Origin of the sequence: Streptomyces sp. SBT349 (assembly GCF_001083795.1) — a bacterium.
In the GTDB taxonomy this organism is placed as follows: Bacteria; Actinomycetota; Actinomycetes; order Streptomycetales; family Streptomycetaceae; genus Streptomyces.
This window is the reverse complement of the sequence record NZ_LAVK01000191.1, coordinates 1-14,253: the sequence shown is the minus strand read 5'-3', so window position 1 is coordinate 14,253 and position 14,253 is coordinate 1. Positions and strand designations below refer to the sequence as shown.

Annotated in this window: 12 protein-coding genes and 1 pseudogene; 6 read left to right on the top strand and 7 right to left on the bottom strand. The window is 74.6% G+C overall.

Annotation, left to right across the window (positions count from 1 at the left end):
- On the top strand, positions 1–1,673 hold a 1,673-nt coding region (locus ADY01_RS21970; protein ID WP_049576395.1), incomplete at its 5' end, for an ABC transporter ATP-binding protein.
- On the opposite strand, the pseudogene ADY01_RS41865 reads toward ADY01_RS21970, so the two are convergent.
- From ADY01_RS41865 to ADY01_RS21945, 6 genes and pseudogenes are all read right to left on the bottom strand, one after another.
- Positions 1,599–1,964 (bottom strand): annotated as a pseudogene (locus ADY01_RS41865) (LuxR C-terminal-related transcriptional regulator); the annotation flags it as partial. The gene ADY01_RS21970 and the pseudogene ADY01_RS41865 sit on opposite strands and share 75 nt — an antisense overlap.
- A 423-nt stretch (positions 1,965–2,387) precedes the next feature.
- Complete coding sequence (locus tag ADY01_RS21965; protein ID WP_049576392.1) at positions 2,388–3,053, bottom strand: NAD-dependent epimerase/dehydratase family protein; 666 nt, start codon at positions 3,051–3,053, stop codon at positions 2,388–2,390.
- Positions 3,050–4,198: a C45 family autoproteolytic acyltransferase/hydolase gene (locus tag ADY01_RS21960; RefSeq protein ID WP_049576391.1), complete on the bottom strand. Its 1,149-nt coding sequence runs from the start codon at positions 4,196–4,198 to the stop codon at positions 3,050–3,052. The genes ADY01_RS21965 and ADY01_RS21960 overlap by 4 nt, the downstream gene beginning before the upstream one ends.
- 138 nt (positions 4,199–4,336) lie before the next feature.
- A complete protein-coding gene (locus ADY01_RS21955; protein WP_049576397.1) occupies positions 4,337–4,627 on the bottom strand; it encodes a hypothetical protein in 291 nt (96 codons plus the stop codon).
- Positions 4,621–4,944, bottom strand: coding sequence for a hypothetical protein (locus ADY01_RS21950; protein ID WP_049576388.1), 324 nt, complete (start codon positions 4,942–4,944; stop codon positions 4,621–4,623). The genes ADY01_RS21955 and ADY01_RS21950 overlap by 7 nt, the downstream gene beginning before the upstream one ends.
- Before the next feature lie 99 nt (positions 4,945–5,043).
- Positions 5,044–6,084 carry an alcohol dehydrogenase catalytic domain-containing protein gene (locus ADY01_RS21945; protein WP_049576386.1) on the bottom strand — a complete coding sequence of 347 codons (1,041 nt, stop codon included), beginning with the start codon at positions 6,082–6,084 and terminating at the stop codon, positions 5,044–5,046.
- Positions 6,085–6,337: 253 nt separating this feature from the next.
- On the opposite strand from ADY01_RS21945, the gene ADY01_RS21940 reads away from it, so the two are divergent.
- From ADY01_RS21940 to ADY01_RS21930, 3 genes are all read left to right on the top strand, one after another.
- Entirely contained in the window at positions 6,338–8,965 is a 2,628-nt protein-coding gene (locus ADY01_RS21940; protein WP_049576384.1) for a polysaccharide lyase family 8 super-sandwich domain-containing protein, read from the top strand.
- 174 nt (positions 8,966–9,139) lie between these two features.
- Positions 9,140–9,922: an NPP1 family protein gene (locus ADY01_RS21935; RefSeq protein ID WP_049576381.1), complete on the top strand. Its 783-nt coding sequence runs from the start codon at positions 9,140–9,142 to the stop codon at positions 9,920–9,922.
- Between the two features lie 131 nt (positions 9,923–10,053).
- Complete coding sequence (locus ADY01_RS21930) at positions 10,054–10,680, top strand: hypothetical protein (RefSeq protein WP_159001331.1); 627 nt, start codon at positions 10,054–10,056, stop codon at positions 10,678–10,680.
- A gap of 49 nt (positions 10,681–10,729) precedes the next feature.
- Here ADY01_RS21930 and ADY01_RS21925 read toward each other — a convergent pair whose 3' ends face one another.
- On the bottom strand, positions 10,730–11,545 hold the full coding sequence (locus ADY01_RS21925; RefSeq protein WP_049576376.1) for an alpha/beta fold hydrolase: 816 nt from the start codon (positions 11,543–11,545) through the stop codon (positions 10,730–10,732).
- Positions 11,546–11,896: 351 nt separating this feature from the next.
- Here ADY01_RS21925 and ADY01_RS21920 point away from each other — a divergent pair, with 351 nt between their 5' ends.
- Entirely contained in the window at positions 11,897–12,841 is a 945-nt protein-coding gene (locus ADY01_RS21920) for an alpha/beta hydrolase (RefSeq protein ID WP_049576373.1), read from the top strand.
- An 81-nt stretch (positions 12,842–12,922) separates the two neighbouring features.
- A complete protein-coding gene (locus tag ADY01_RS21915; protein ID WP_049576370.1) occupies positions 12,923–14,245 on the top strand; it encodes a PHB depolymerase family esterase in 1,323 nt (440 codons plus the stop codon).
- Positions 14,246–14,253 lie beyond the last annotated feature (8 nt).

The following is a 14,253-nucleotide window of genomic DNA, read 5'->3' as shown; positions in this document are numbered from 1 at the left end:
GTGCCCAGCGCGCCCGCGTCCACCGGGCGGCCGGGGCGCTGGCCGAGCCGCTGCGCGACGCCCTCGTGGTGGCGGTCGTCGAGCGCGGCATCGACCAGGCGGTGCGCGCCGGGCGCGCGGACGGGACCCCGGTCGTCTCCCGCCTCACCCACCAGGTCGAGATCGCCAGGGACAGCTTCGCGGGGCTGATCCTGACGGCGTCCACGCTCGTGTTCACCTCCGTCGGCGCGCTGGCCGGACTCCTGTGGCTGGCCCCCGTGTTCCTCCTCGTCGTCGTCCCCGCGCTGCTGCTGGGGCTCGCCGTCTTCGCCTGCTCCCTGCGCCCGCTGGCCCGGCGGCAGCGCGCCGTGCTGGGGGCCGACGAGGACCTGGCCTCCGCCGTGGGGGAGCTGGTCTCCGGGCTGCGGGACGTCGTCGCCTGCGGGGCCGAGGAGCACGCCGGGCGCACGGTGGCGGAGCGCGTCGACGGCGAGCGCCGGGCCGCGGCCTCGCTCGCGCGGTTCGGGACGGTCCGCGTGGTGGCGCCCGCGCTGGGCGGCCATCTGCCCCTCGTCCTCCTGCTGTTCCTGGCGCCCCGGCTGAGGGAAGGAGGCGTGACGCCCGGCGAACTGGTCGGCGCCCTCACCTTCCTGACCCAGGCCCTGCTGCCCGCCCTCCAGAGCCTGGTCGGCGGCGTCGGCGCGGCGGGGGCCAGGCTCGCCGTCGTGACCGGCCACCTCCTCCGGCCCGTCCCCGCCCCGGCGCCTCCGCGCACGCCCCCCGGCGCCGGGCCCACCGGGCCGCCGGAGGAGCGGGCCCGGTCCGCGGCGGCGTTCCGGCCCGAGGCGCTGGCCCTGCGGGAGGTCACCTTCTCCTACGGGGGCGGGTCCCGGCCTGTGCTGCGTGGCCTGAATCTGACCGTTCCCGCCGGCGGCCACCTGGCCGTGGTCGGTCCGAGCGGCACGGGCAAGTCCACGCTGGCCGGCCTGGTCGCCGGGCTGCTGACCCCCGACGCGGGCGAGGTCCGCGTCGGGGGACTCCCGGTCACCGGGCGGGACCCCTCGGCGCGGGTGCTCATCCCCCAGGAGGCGTACGTCTTCACCGGCAGCGTCGCCGACAACCTCGCCTACCTCTGCCCGCGGCCGGTCCCCGACGAGGCCCTGCTCGCCGCCGCGTCCGCCGTCGGGGCCGCCGCGCTCGTCGCCCGCCTCGGCGGGCCGCGCGGACGGGTGGACCCGGCGCGCCTGTCCTCGGGGGAACGGCAGTCGCTCGCCCTCGTCCGGGCCTGGCTGGCACCCGCGCCGGTCGCCGTCCTGGACGAGGCGACCTGCCACCTCGACCCGGCCGCCGAGGCGCGGGCGGAGGAGGCGTTCGCCCGGCGCCCGGGGGGCACCCTGGTGGTCATCGCCCACCGCATCACCTCGGCCGTCAGGGCGGAGCGCGTCCTGCTGCTCGACGGCCCCGACGCCGTCTGCGGCACCCACCGCGAACTGCTGGAGCGCTCCGCCCTCTACCGCGACCTGGTCGGCGGCTGGTCAGACCCAGCCGGCCCGGTGGGAGATGCGGATGGCGTCCACGCGGTTGCGGGCCCCGGTCTTGCGGATGATGGCCGCCAGGTAATTGCGCACCGTGCCCTCGGCCAGCCAGAGGCTCGTGGCGATCTCGGCCACCGGGGCGCCGTCGGCCGCGAGTGACAGCACGTTCAACTCCTGTCTGGTCAGCGGCATTTCGGCGGCCGACAGGAAGTCGCAGGCCAGCTCGTCGTCCACGAAGCGGTGCCCCGCGGCGACCTGGCGTATCGCGCGCAGCAGCCGCTCGGGCGGCGCGTCCTTGCTGACGTAACCCAGCGCGCGCGCCGCGTGCGCCTGGCGCAGCAGCCCCGGCTTCCCCGCCCTGACCAGCACCAGCAACCCGGCGCCCGTGGCGGCCTCCTGGCGGGGCAGGTCCGCGCCGGAGGCCGCGCGCAAGAAGCCAGGACAGTCCATGTCCACCAGGCACACGTCCGCGTGGCGCCAGGACGCCTTCCCCGACGCCTCCTCCCAGCTGGCGGCCACCACGTCGATGTCCCCTTCCCCTTGGACCAGCGAGGTCAGCGCGGAACGCAGCAGGGTGGTGTCGTGCACCAGCAGTATCCGGATCACGTTTTCTCCGCTTCCTAGGCAGCGCGTGCACTCGTCCCGAAAGTCGCGCACGAAGAGTCTCACCGATGGCGCTGCCGTTATGGCTCCGATATCTCGACAAAGAACGGAGCGAAGGGCGTAGCCGGGGGCGCGCGAAGATGTCGCGTGCTTCAGCTGCCGCACGGCATATGCCCCGGAGGCTGGTCTCCGGGCGCAATCAAAAGAGCGCGAGGGGGATTCGCCGATTCATGCGCGTTAATGAGCCGGAAACGCGCGGAATGGCGGAGATCAGGCGCCGAGGCGATTGATCTCGGGACTGTGGAGAATGCGCGGTCCGGCCCCGCCGAGTCCGGCCACGGCGATCATGGCCCGGCCCATGTGCTCGGTGGTGGTGGTGTGCCGGGGCGCCAGCCTGCGCATCACCGGGAAGAGCCAGGACGTCAGCCGGTACATCACCCGGTACCAGCGGGTCCGCGACCGCTCCTTGTGCCGGGGCTGGATCCAGCCGGGCCGGAACATGTAGGCGTGGAAGTCCATGGCGAGCAGGTCGTTCTCCGTCTCGCCCTTCACCCGGGCCCACGCGGCGCGGGCCTGCCCGGTGCCGTCGGTGCCCTCGCCCGAGACATAGACGAAGGTCAGGGCCGGGTTGTGCCGGGCGAGCGCCTGGGCCGCCGCGAGGGTGTAGGTGTGGGTGACGAGGCGGTACTCGTCGGCGCCGCGGCCCGCGGCCGAGACCCCGAGGCAGTAGAAGCAGGCGTCCAGGCCGGTGAGTTGGTCCTCGATCGCCGAGAAGTCGGTGAAGTCCCGGTGGACGATCTCCCTGAGCTTCGGGTGCCGCCTGCCGAGGGGGGAACGGGTCACCAGCACGACGCCCTCGACCCGGTCGTCCAGCAGGCACGCGCGCAGAACGCCCTGGCCGACCATGCCGGACGCCCCGAAGAGAACCGCCTTCACTCCGCTCCGCCGTCCGTCGTCCCGGTAGCGGGATCCGTCGTCGCGGGGCCGGTCATCGTCCGGCGGCGCTGCCGGTCGGGGATGCCGCGGGCGAGGTCCTCGACGGGAAGGGTGGCGGCCTGCCGGGCGCGCGGCGCCACCGTCGCCATCCCGCTCCTGAGGTCGACGACCATCGTCGCCAGCGTGACCAGGGGATCCTCGCCGGCGGCGTCCCGGCGTACGCCCAGCGGGGCCGGCGTCTCCGCCAGCACCCGCAGGCACCAGTCCACCGGCTCCTCCTCGGGAACGGTCCAGGTGGCGGCCACCTCCGCGCGCGCCAGGCTGTCGGGCCGCGGCGCGTCCGGCACCCGCGTCAGCCGGCGGAGGTGGTTGGTGTGCCACAGGATGCCGGGATGGCCGGGCCCGGCGGCGACGTGCGCGCAGTGCCCGGCCGCCGCCTCGATCTGCCGGGTGTCACGGCGGCCCACCTGGCCCACGGTGTAGGCGAAGCCCCCCGCGCTGGGATGGGCGCCCAGGTGGTCCGTCACCTCCGCGACGGTCCGGCACCGTTGCATCGACCGCGCGACGAAGTGGCGGCCGGGCGCGGCGGCCGGGGTGACGACGCCGATGTGGTCGATGCCCCAGACGAGGCCGTGCTCGGTCACCACGAAGGTGTTGGCGGGCAGGAACCCGGGCAGCCACCACACCGTCACGGACGGCTCGCCGTCCAGCGCGAGGGTCAGCACCACGCCCTGGTCGACCAGCTCCGGCGCGCCGTCCTCGTTGTGCGCCACCACGTCCGCGTGCTCGTCGCTGAACGCCACGTCGGTGCAGCCGGTCCCGTCCTCGGCGCCGAGGTCCCCGCGCAGGTTGAGCAGGACCAGGTCGTCGAGCGGGACGCCGGAGCCCTCGGCCAGGGCGGCGAGCTCGGCCCAGTGCTCCGGGTAGGCGGCACGGCTCCGTTCGCGCACCGTCGCGAGGTGGCCGGCGGCCCGCGGCGCCTCCGCGCGGGCGCGCAGCTCGCGGATCGTCGCGCTCTCCCCCGCGACGGCGCGGATCCGGTCCGCCGCGCGCTCCCCGAGCAGCCGGAACGCCTCGCCCCGCTCCCCGTTCACCACCAGCCAGGGGACCTCGCCGAGACGGTGCTCGGTGATCCGTGCCGACACGCTGCCACCCTTCCCGCGCGCCACCGCACCCGCCGGCCGTGGCCTGTTGCCCGTGACTGTATCCGCGCGCCCGGCCGCCGGGTGCGGCCGGGCGCGCGGATCGGCGGGATCGGTGGGACCGGCTGTGTCAGCGCGGGATCAGCAGAACCAGCCGTCCTGGACCCAGCCGTGGCGGTTGATGTCGCCGTAGGCGAAGCCGTACGCCCAGCCGCCGGAGACGCGTTCCACCAGGAAGGTCTGCGGGCGGTAGAGCGTGCCCATCCAGGCGCCGAGTGGTTCGGTGCGGACGAAGAGGCTGTCGGCGCAGACGGTCTCGCGCTCGCCCGGCGTGCCGTTGGCCGCGTGCGCGGGCGTCGCGGTCGGCCCGGCGGCCAGGGTGAGGGCGGCGGCGGTGGTGCCGAGGGCGGCCAGGGCGCGGCGGGTCACCACGATCCCCACCCGCCCAGGCACTCGTAGCGCACATAGCCCCAGTCGTTGGGGCCGAAGTCGAACGTGGCCGCCCAGCCGTTGTAGACCGGGTGCGCGCCGCGGGTGTGGCCGACCTTGTCGCCCTGGCCGAGCGTGCGCTTGAGGCCGGTGGGGCCCGAGGAGCTGTCGTAGTTGTCGTAGAAGCTGGCGCTCTGGCAGACGATGACGGCGTGGTCGGGGACGACCGGGTCCGCCTGCGCGGGGACGGCGGCGGCGAGGGTCAGGGACGCGGCGAGCGCGGCGGGGACGGCGACGAGCCGCCCCGGACGGCGTGGCATACGGGAGCACCTCCGGCGGTTGCGCGTGGTGTTGTCATGTCCATTGCATTCTACCCGCGTGGACCCCTCGCTCATGCGCGCCCGCCGAGGGCATCGTTCTCACCCGCCGTGCGGGGTGATGACGGTGATCCCCGCGTGCGCGCCCCCGCTCATCGCCGCCAGCGCGGCCGGTGCCTCGTCGAGCCCGATGACCGAGGAGACCAGCAGATCGGGGCGCAGCAGCCCGGCCTCGACCTGGCGCATCATCTCCGGGTAGGCGTGCGCGGCCATCCCGTGGCTGCCCAGGAGTTCGAGCTCCAGCGCGACCACCCGGTCCATCGCGACGGCCGCCCCGCCCGGCAGCAGGCCGACCTGCACATGCCTGCCGCGCGCCCGCAGGCTCGCCACCGACGCGGCGCACGTCGCCGCGGAGCCGAAGGCGTCGAGGGAGACGTGCGCGCCGCCGCCCGTCACCTCCCGCACCGCCTCGGCCACCCCGCCGCCGGTCGCCGAGGCGTTCACGCACACGGCGGCGCCGAACCCACGGGCCAGCTCCAGCGCGCGGGGGGCGACGTCGACCGCGACCACCCGGGCGCCGCAGGCCGACGCGATCATCACCGCCGAGAGCCCGAGGCCGCCGCAGCCGTGGACGGCCACCCACTCGCCCGCCCGGACGCGCCCCTGGGCCACGACGGCGCGGTGGGCGGTGGCGAAACGGCAGCCGAGGCCCGCCGCGGTGACATCGGCCATCCCCTCGGGGACGGCGACGAGATTGACGTCGGCCCGGTGCAGGGCGACGTACTCGGCGAACGACCCCCAGCCGGTGAATCCCGGCTGCTCCTGGCGTTCGCACACCTGCTGATCGCCCGCCGCGCAGGCCGCGCAGCGCCCGCAGGCGCAGACGAAGGGCACGGTGACCCGGTCCCCGACGCGCCAGGTGACGACCTCAGGGCCCACCTCCTCGACCACGCCCGCCAGTTCGTGCCCCGGGACGTGCGGCAGGGCGATGCCGTCGTCGTGGCCCATCCAGCCGTGCCAGTCGCTGCGGCACAGGCCCGTCGCCGCCACCCGCACCACCACCCCGGCGGGGGACGGCACCGGATCGGGCACCTCCCGTATCCCGGGCACCGCCCCGAACTCCTCGACCACCACTGCCCGCACCGGCCTCACTCCTTCGCTCCTCGCCGCACCCGCACCCGCCCACCGGCCCCCGGAGGAAGGCCGCCGAACGGTGCGGCGATGGTCACACAGCCGCCGCGCCCGGCGCGCGGCGCGTCCGCCTCGTTCGCCTCCCGTTCGTTCCCGGCGGCACGGCGATCGCCGCGTCCGTGGTAGTGACACGCGGACACGGCGTTGGTTGGATGGGCAGCCGCTTTCCGGTACAGACGGTCGGTCGAACATTGGAGCGTTGCCCGTGCGGATCTCGCGACGTGCCCTGCTGACGGCGTTCCCCGCGGCCGGTCTGGTGGCCGGGACGGCCTCGTCCCCCGCGTGGGCCGCGGCGCGGCCGGGCGGCGCGCCCGCCGGGGCCGCGGCCCCGGCGGGGACGGCCGAGGACCGCGCCCTCCTGATCGCCAACACCACCGCGATCTTCGCGGGCACCGCCGACTCCAACGCCCGCCCCGAGGTCGCCGCCAAGCTGGCGTCCATCGAGGCGACCGCCGTGACCCGGCTCGCCGCGATGGACGGCGCCGGGCCCGGGGAGCTGTTCCGGGATCTCCCCCTCGGCACCAGCGACGGCAACCTCAACGCGTCGTTCCAGTACCTCTACGAGATCGCCCTCGCGACGTGCGTGCCCGGCGACACGCCGTCCCGCCTCCGCGGCGACGCGGCCGTCCGGCGCCGGGTCATCGACGGCCTGCGCCACCTCCACGACACCTACTACGGCGACCAGGCGCGCGGCTACTACGGCAACTGGTTCAACTGGGAGATCGGCATCTCCGCCCATGTGAGCAAGACGCTCCTCCTGCTCAGGGACGATCTCGCCGCCCACGCCCCCGATCTCACCGCCGCGTACGCCGCCTCGATGGACGCCTACCTGCGCAACGGGAAGGACGGCGACGTCGACCTCGGCTCGCGCTTCCACACCGGCGCCAACCTCGCCGACATCACCACGAACCGGATCCTCCAGGGCGCCGTCCTGGACGACGACGCCCGCGTCACCAAGGCCGTCGCCGACCAGCTCACCGTCTACGCGACGGTCGACCCGTACGACCTGCGGCACGGCGTCACGGACGGCTTCTACGCGGACGGTTCGTTCATCCAGCACGCCTCCGTCGCCTACACCGGCTCCTACGGAACGGCCCTGCTCAGCCGGGTCGTTCAGACCATCAAGGTCCTCGAAGGCACCGGCTACCTCGCCGGCGCCGGGCTCCCCGCCGCCGGGCTCGTCGGCGTCGTCCACGGCTGGGTGGCCGACGGCTTCGCCCCGGTCGTCTTCGAGGGCTGGATGATGGAGATCGTCCGCGGGCGCGCGGTCTCCCGGACCACCACCGGGTACGCCGCCGTCGCCACGGTCGTCGAGGCCGTCACCGACCTCTCGGGCCACGCGACCGGCGCGGACGCCACGGCACTGGAGGGCTACCTCAAGTACGTGCGGGAGACCTCGCCCGTCGCCCCCGACCCCTCGGCCTTCGTCTCCCCGGTGACCACGGCCCGTTACGCCGACATCCTCGCCTCCTCGCCCGCCCCGGCCGCCGACCTCAACCCCCCGGAGCGGCACGCCGCGTTCAACGCGATGGACAAGACCGTCCACCGGCGCCCCGGCTACGCCTTCGCCGTCGCCCGGAGTTCTACGCGGATCAGCAAGTACGAGTACATGAACGGCGAGAACCTGAGGCCGTGGTTCCAGGGCGACGGCGCCCACTACCTCTACCTCGCCGGGGAGGACCAGACCCAGGTCTTCGGCGTCGACTACTACACGACCGTCTCTCCCTACCGCCTCGCCGGGGTCACCACCGCCGCCGAGAACCGCCTGACCGTCCCCGAGCTGTACGGCGGCTTCTGGTACGACAACCCGGAGGCCGGGTTCACCTCGTCCTCCGAGTCGCAGAACACCTATGTCTACTTCCCCCGCGGCACCCACGCCTTCTCCGGCGGCGCGAGCCTCGGCGCGTACGGCGCGGCCGGGCTCGTCCAGTCCGACGACGCCGCGTACGCCGCCCGGCGGGCGGGCGGGCTGCCGGGCGACTTCGTGGCCTACCGCAACGCCGGGGTGACGAAGTCGTGGTTCATGTTCGACGAGGAGATCGTGCTGCTGGCGGCGGGCGTGGGCGACGCCGAGGGGCGGGCCGTGACCTCCACCCTCGACACCCGGATCGCCGACCCGGCCGACGGCGTCGAGCTCACCGGCGAACTCCGCGACGGCACCGCCTGGTCCGGCACCGGCACCGCCCCGCTCGCGTGGCTCCGTTACGCCAACACCGCCCGCTCCACCGCCATCGGGTACGTCTTCCTGGACGGCCACCACCCCACCGTCGCGCTCGACACGGTCACCGAGAGCCGCCGCGCCGTCCGCGCGGCCAACCCCGACACGGCGGTGACCAAGCAGGTCTTCTCCCTGGCCGTCGAACGGGCCGAGGGCGCCCGGCGCTCGTCGCTGGCCTGCGCGCTGGTCCCGAACGCCTCCGAGCGCCGCCTGGCCTCGTACGGGTCGTCGGGGGAGTCCGCGTCGTCCGGGTCCCCCACCGGGGGGCCGTTGTCCGTCCTGGTCAACACGGTCCGGGCCCAGGCGGTGCGCCACGCCGGCCTCGGCATCGTCGCGGTCAACACCTTCGCGCCGGGGCGGCACCGGGCCGGACCGCTCCTGGTCGAGGGCCCCGCGTCGGTGATCCTGCGGGAGGCGCGCGACGGCACGGTCGCGATCGCGGTGGCCGACCCCACCACGGAACGGGACACCGTCACCGTCACGATCCGCGGCAGGAGGCTGCGGGCGCTCGCCGCCGACGGGGGGGTCCGCGTCGGCCGGGGGCTCGGCGGCACCCGCGTCGAGGTCACCACCCGCCACACCCACGGCCGCAGCCTCACCGCGACGCTGCGGTAGCGGCGCGCGCCACGTGCCGGGCAGCGCCCGGCCTTCTCGATTGGTTCGCCAACTCTTCACCTCTGCAACGGAGATGGGTGCGGGACCAGCGGCTAGCCTCTCGCCTCGGAGGCAACCCACCAGGACCACCGGCCCGCGCCGTGGTCGATCAGGAGGACCACCGTGAGCCTCGGAATGTCACCCACCCCCACACGACGAAGGCGGCTCGGGCGGATATCGTTCGTCGGCTTCGCCTGCGCGGTCGCGCTGGTCTTCGTCTTCCCCGGCACCGCCCTCGCGGACCCGCCCGGGGCCCTCCCCGCCAACGCGAGCGGCCTGGAGCAGACGTTCCAGCCCGCCTACGACTACGACACGGACGGCTGCTACCCCACTCCGGCCATCGGCGCCGACGGGGCGATCGCCCCCGGCCTCGCCCTCGGCGGCGACGTCAACGGCCAGTGCCGCGACGCCTCCGACCTCGACAACACCAACGGGTACGCGCGCTCGAAGTGCAACAACGGCTGGTGCGCGATCCTGTACGGCCTCTACTTCGAGAAGGATCAGGTCACCCTGGGCCCCGGCGCCATCGGCCACCGGCACGACTGGGAACACGTCGTGGTGTGGGTGCAGAACGACCAGGTCCAGTACGTGGCGACCTCCGCCCACGGCTCGTTCTCCGTCGCGCCCGCCTCCGCGGTTCAGTTCGACGGGACCCACCCCAAGGTCGTCTACCACAAGGACGGACTGGGCTCGCACGCCTTCCGCCTCGCCAACTCCGGCGACGAGCCGCCGGAGAACCACCACGGCGGATGGCAGTTCCCCCGCCTCGTGGGCTGGGAGGGCTACCCGTCCGACTACCGCGACAGGCTCAGCCAGGCCGACTTCGGCAGCGCCGTCTTCGGCCTGAAGGACGGCAACTTCGGCAACCACCTGGCCGGGGCCATGCCGTCCGGCATCCCGTTCGACCCCCACGCCTGACCGCCCGCGGCGCGGAGTTCATCAGACATCCCCGAACTCCGCGCCGTTCTCCCCGACTACCTCACTCCGCGCACTCCGGCGGACACGTTGCGCGCCGTATCCTTCCCCGGACGACGAACGGGGGACAGTCAATGGAGACGTCCACGGCCCGCCCACACCGGGGTGCCAGGACCGAACGACCGCACGGCCCGGGGAGGGCACTCCTTCCCACGCTGGCGGTGGCCGGCGCGGCGCCGGCGCTGTGGCTGGCGGCCGACGAGTGGGGCTGGCTCATCGCGGGCCCGCTCGCCGCCGCCGCGCTGGCCGCACTGACCTGGCTGCTGTTCGGGCTGTTACGGGTCGCCCCGGTCCCCGCGGTGGTCCTGCTGGTCCTCGCCGGCTGGCTGACCGGCGCCACGGGCGGCGCGGCCTGGACGGACCTGACGAAGGAGCGGCGCGGGGAACGGGTCGAGGCCGTGGTCATGGCGGAGCGCGACCGGGGACCCGAGGATCCCGGCACCGCGTACTCGCTCCACCGCTCCGACGGGATGGGCGTGATCGCGGGCGGCGAACTCGCCCCGCGCGACCGGACGTTCAACGTGCTCGACCGCGTCACCGTGCTGGAGGACCCGGACGGCTCCTTCCCCCCGACGCTGCCGGAGGAGCTCGACACCACGCGCCAGTCCGCCCTCTGGGCCTCGGGCACCGCGGCCCTGTGGGCCCTCCTCTCCTGGAAACGCCTCCACCCCCTCCGCACCCTCCGCACCCCCCGCGCCTGACGGGCGGCGCCCCCGGCCGGTGGCCGGGGGCGTTGTCGCTCGGGTTCGGTCAGGGGGTCGGGAGTTCCGTGAGGAAGGTGAGCAGGATGTCCGCGGTCTCCTTGGGGCGTTCGGTGGCGATCAGGTGGCCGGTGCCGGGCAGCCGCACCGGGCGGGCGCGGGGCAGCTCCGCGGCCAGGCGGCCGGCGATCTCCACGAAGTCGGGGACGTCGTCGCTCCCGACCGCCACCAGGGCGGGGACGTCGATCTCACCGAGCACCTCGACGAGATCGGGCCTCGCGATCTCCTCCCAGGTGTCGGTGAGGTGCTGGTGCTCCAGGGAGACGCGGAGCCCCTCCCGCACCGACGCGGCGTGGCCGCGCAGCCGTTCGTCCCAGGCGCGGGAGGGGCCGCGCACCCACATGTCCAGGTTGAGCCGCACCGCGGCGTCGAGGTCACCGGCGTTCAACGCGGCGTCCTCGGCCTCGGCATAGGCCCGCATCGCCGGGGACCGGTCGTGCCGGGGGAGCGGGGAGGCGAACAGCGCCAGGCCGGCGACGCGGCCGGGGTGCGACGCGGCGAACTCCAGCGCCACCCGGGCGCCGAGCGAGGCGCCCACCAGCACGGCGCGTTCCACCTCCAGCGCGTCCAGGAGGGACAGCAGGTCGTCCGCGTGCGTGAACGGGGCGGCGGGCGGCGACGAGGCGCCGAACCCCCGCAGGTCGTAGCGGACGACGCGGCGGCTCTCGGCCAGTGCCGGAACGACCCCGTCCCACAGGGCCTTGTCCGTCACCCCCGCGTGGAGCAGGACGACGACCGGGTCACCGGCGCCGTCCGACTCGACGAGGAGCCGGCCGCCGGGAATGTCGACAGGTTGGATGGTCATGGCTTCTGCACACTCCGGTGAGAGCGCCCATCCGCCCCGGGGTCAGACGTGGTCCGCGCCCCGGGAGGGGACAAACGCGGTGATCGTGCGGAACATGGGCTTCTCCCTCCTTTCGCTGTGATGGCCCCGGCCCTGGTGGCGGGGTCCCCGGTGAGGTGTATCCGGCCGCGGGCCGTGACCGCAAACGGTTTTCCGCGACCGCCCCGCCGATCCGCCCCGCCACCCCTCCCGTGCGCGGCTGTCGGGGGGCACCCTCCCTTTCCCCGACGCGTGTCTGATGACGCTGCGTCGCCCGCGGTGGGACCGTTCGAGACGCGACGCCGTTCCGGGGCGTCGGGACGGAGGATCCGCATGCGTTACCCCCTCGACCCCGAACTGGCCGCCGCCGTGGCCATGATGGCCGAGGTCGACATCAGTGACGTGGCCGCCGCCCGCGCGGCCCAGGCCGCCGAGCTGGCCGCGGCCCGCGCCGGGGAGGACGACCCCGGCGTCGAGCTGTGGGGGACGCGGGTGCCCGGCCCCGAGGGCGTGCCGAAGGTCCCGGTGCGCATCCACCGCCCGCTGAACGAGCCGGGCCCGCTGCCCGCCGTCCTCAGCCTCCACGGCGGCGGCTTCGTCCTCGGATCGCCCGACGTCGACCACGACACCAATGTGCTGCTGTGCAGGCGACTGCCCGCCGTGGTCGTCGCGGTCGACTACCGCCTCGCCCCGGAACACCCCTTCCCCGCCGCCCTCGACGACTGCTACGCCGTCCTGAGCTGGCTGGCCGAGAACGCGCGCGAACTCGGCGTCGACCCGGAACGGATCGCGCTGTGGGGCGACAGCGCGGGCGGCGGCCTCGCCGCCGGGACCGCCCTGCTCGCCCGCGACCTGGGCGGGCCCGCGATCCGCCACCAGCACCTGCACAGCCCGGCGCTCGACGACCGGCTGGCCACCGTCAGCGCGCGGCAGTTCACCGACACCCCGGTGTGGAACCGGCGCAACGCCCGGCTCAGCTGGGACGCGTACCTGGGGCCGGGGGCGCCGGGCTCACCCGGGATCTCCCCCTACGCCGCCCCGGCCCGCGCCACCGACCTGGCCGGACTGCCGCCCGCCTCACTGACGGTCATGGAGTTCGACCCGCTGCGCGACGAGGCGCTGGCCTACGCCGAGGCGCTGCGGAACGCCGGAGTCCCCGCCGCGGTGCGGCTCTACCGCGGCACCTTCCACGGAGCCACGGTCGTGGCCCACTCCGGCGTCGCCCAGCGGGTGACCGCCGACACCCTGGACGCGCTCGGGAAGGGACTGCTCGGTTGACCTCGCCACGGGCGCCTCCCGGGCGGCGTTCACCACCCGCGTTCCGAACCCCCCGACACCATCCAGAAGGGGCACCAGGACATGTCCACCAGAGCCGCGTCACCTCCACCCACCCGCCGGCTGCGCGCCCTGTGCGCCGCGCTGCTCGGCGCCGTCCTCCCGCTGCTCACGGCGATGGTCGTCGCCGCGCCCCCCGCCTCGGCGGCGGCCCTCACCGAGGTGACCGCCTTCGGCAGCAACCCGAGCGGTCTCCGGATGCACCTGTACGTTCCCGACACCGTCCGGCAGCAGCCGCCCGTGCTGGTGGCGGTGCACTACTGCACCGGCTCGGGACCGGCCTTCCACTCGGGCACCGAGTTCGCCCGCCTGGCCGACCAGCACGGCTTCATCGTGATCTACCCCTCGGCCACCCGCAGCGGGCAGTGCTTCGACGTCTCCTCCCCGCAGGCGCTGCGCCGCGGCGGGGGCAGCGACCCCGTGGGCATCCGCTCGATGGTGTCCTACGTCGAGAACACCCACGGCGCCGACCCGGACCGGATCTTCGTCACCGGCGCCTCCTCGGGCGGGATGATGACCAACGTCCTGCTGGGCAACTACCCCGACGTGTTCGCGGCGGGTTCCGCCTACATGGGCGTCCCGTTCGCCTGCTTCGCGACCACCGACGGGTCGGGCTGGAACTCGGCCTGCGCCAACGGCCAGATCAGCCGCACCCCGCAGGAGTGGGGGAACCTCGTCCGCGGCTCCTACCCCGGATACAACGGCGCCAGGCCGCGCATGCAGATCTGGCACGGCACCGAGGACACCACGCTGCGCTACCCGAACTTCGGTGAACAGATCAAGCAGTGGACCAACGTGCACGGCGTGAGCCAGACCCCGTCCTTCACGGACACCCCCCAGGCGTCCTGGACCCGCACCCGCTACGGCGGCACCGGCGAGCAGGCGCCCGTCGAGGCGATCAGCCTCCAGGGCGTCGGCCACTCGCTGCCGATGGGCGGGCAGGCGGCCATGACCATCGCGTACTTCGGCCTCGACGAGCCGGGCGGCGACCCGGACCCGGACCCGGACCCGGATCCCGACCCCGACCCGGGCACCGGGGTCTGCGAGGTGGCGGTGACCACCAACGCGTGGAACACCGGGCTGACCGCCTCGCTCACCCTCACCAACACCGGCACCACGGCGGTCGGCGGCTGGACGCTGGGCTTCACCCTCCCGCCCGGCCAGGCCATCACCTCGGGCTGGAACGCGAGTTACAGCCCCTCCAGCGGCGCGGTCACCGCCCGCAACGCCGCGCACAACGGCACCATCGCCCCCGGCGCGAGCGTGAGCATCGGCTACCAGGCCACCCACACCGGCGACACCGGGAACCCCACCGCGTTCGCCCTGAACGGCGCCACCTGCTCCTGAGCCGCCAC

Coding starts and splice junctions, on each gene's coding strand:
- ADY01_RS21950 (WP_049576388.1), bottom strand. CDS start 4,944: ATGCCACGCCGTCCGGGGCGGCTCGTCGCCGTCCCCGCCGCGCTCGCC.
- ADY01_RS21935 (WP_049576381.1), top strand. CDS start 9,140: ATGTCACCCACCCCCACACGACGAAGGCGGCTCGGGCGGATATCGTTC.
- ADY01_RS21930 (WP_159001331.1), top strand. CDS start 10,054: ATGGAGACGTCCACGGCCCGCCCACACCGGGGTGCCAGGACCGAACGA.
- ADY01_RS21925 (WP_049576376.1), bottom strand. CDS start 11,545: ATGACCATCCAACCTGTCGACATTCCCGGCGGCCGGCTCCTCGTCGAG.
- ADY01_RS21920 (WP_049576373.1), top strand. CDS start 11,897: ATGCGTTACCCCCTCGACCCCGAACTGGCCGCCGCCGTGGCCATGATG.
- ADY01_RS21915 (WP_049576370.1), top strand. CDS start 12,923: ATGTCCACCAGAGCCGCGTCACCTCCACCCACCCGCCGGCTGCGCGCC.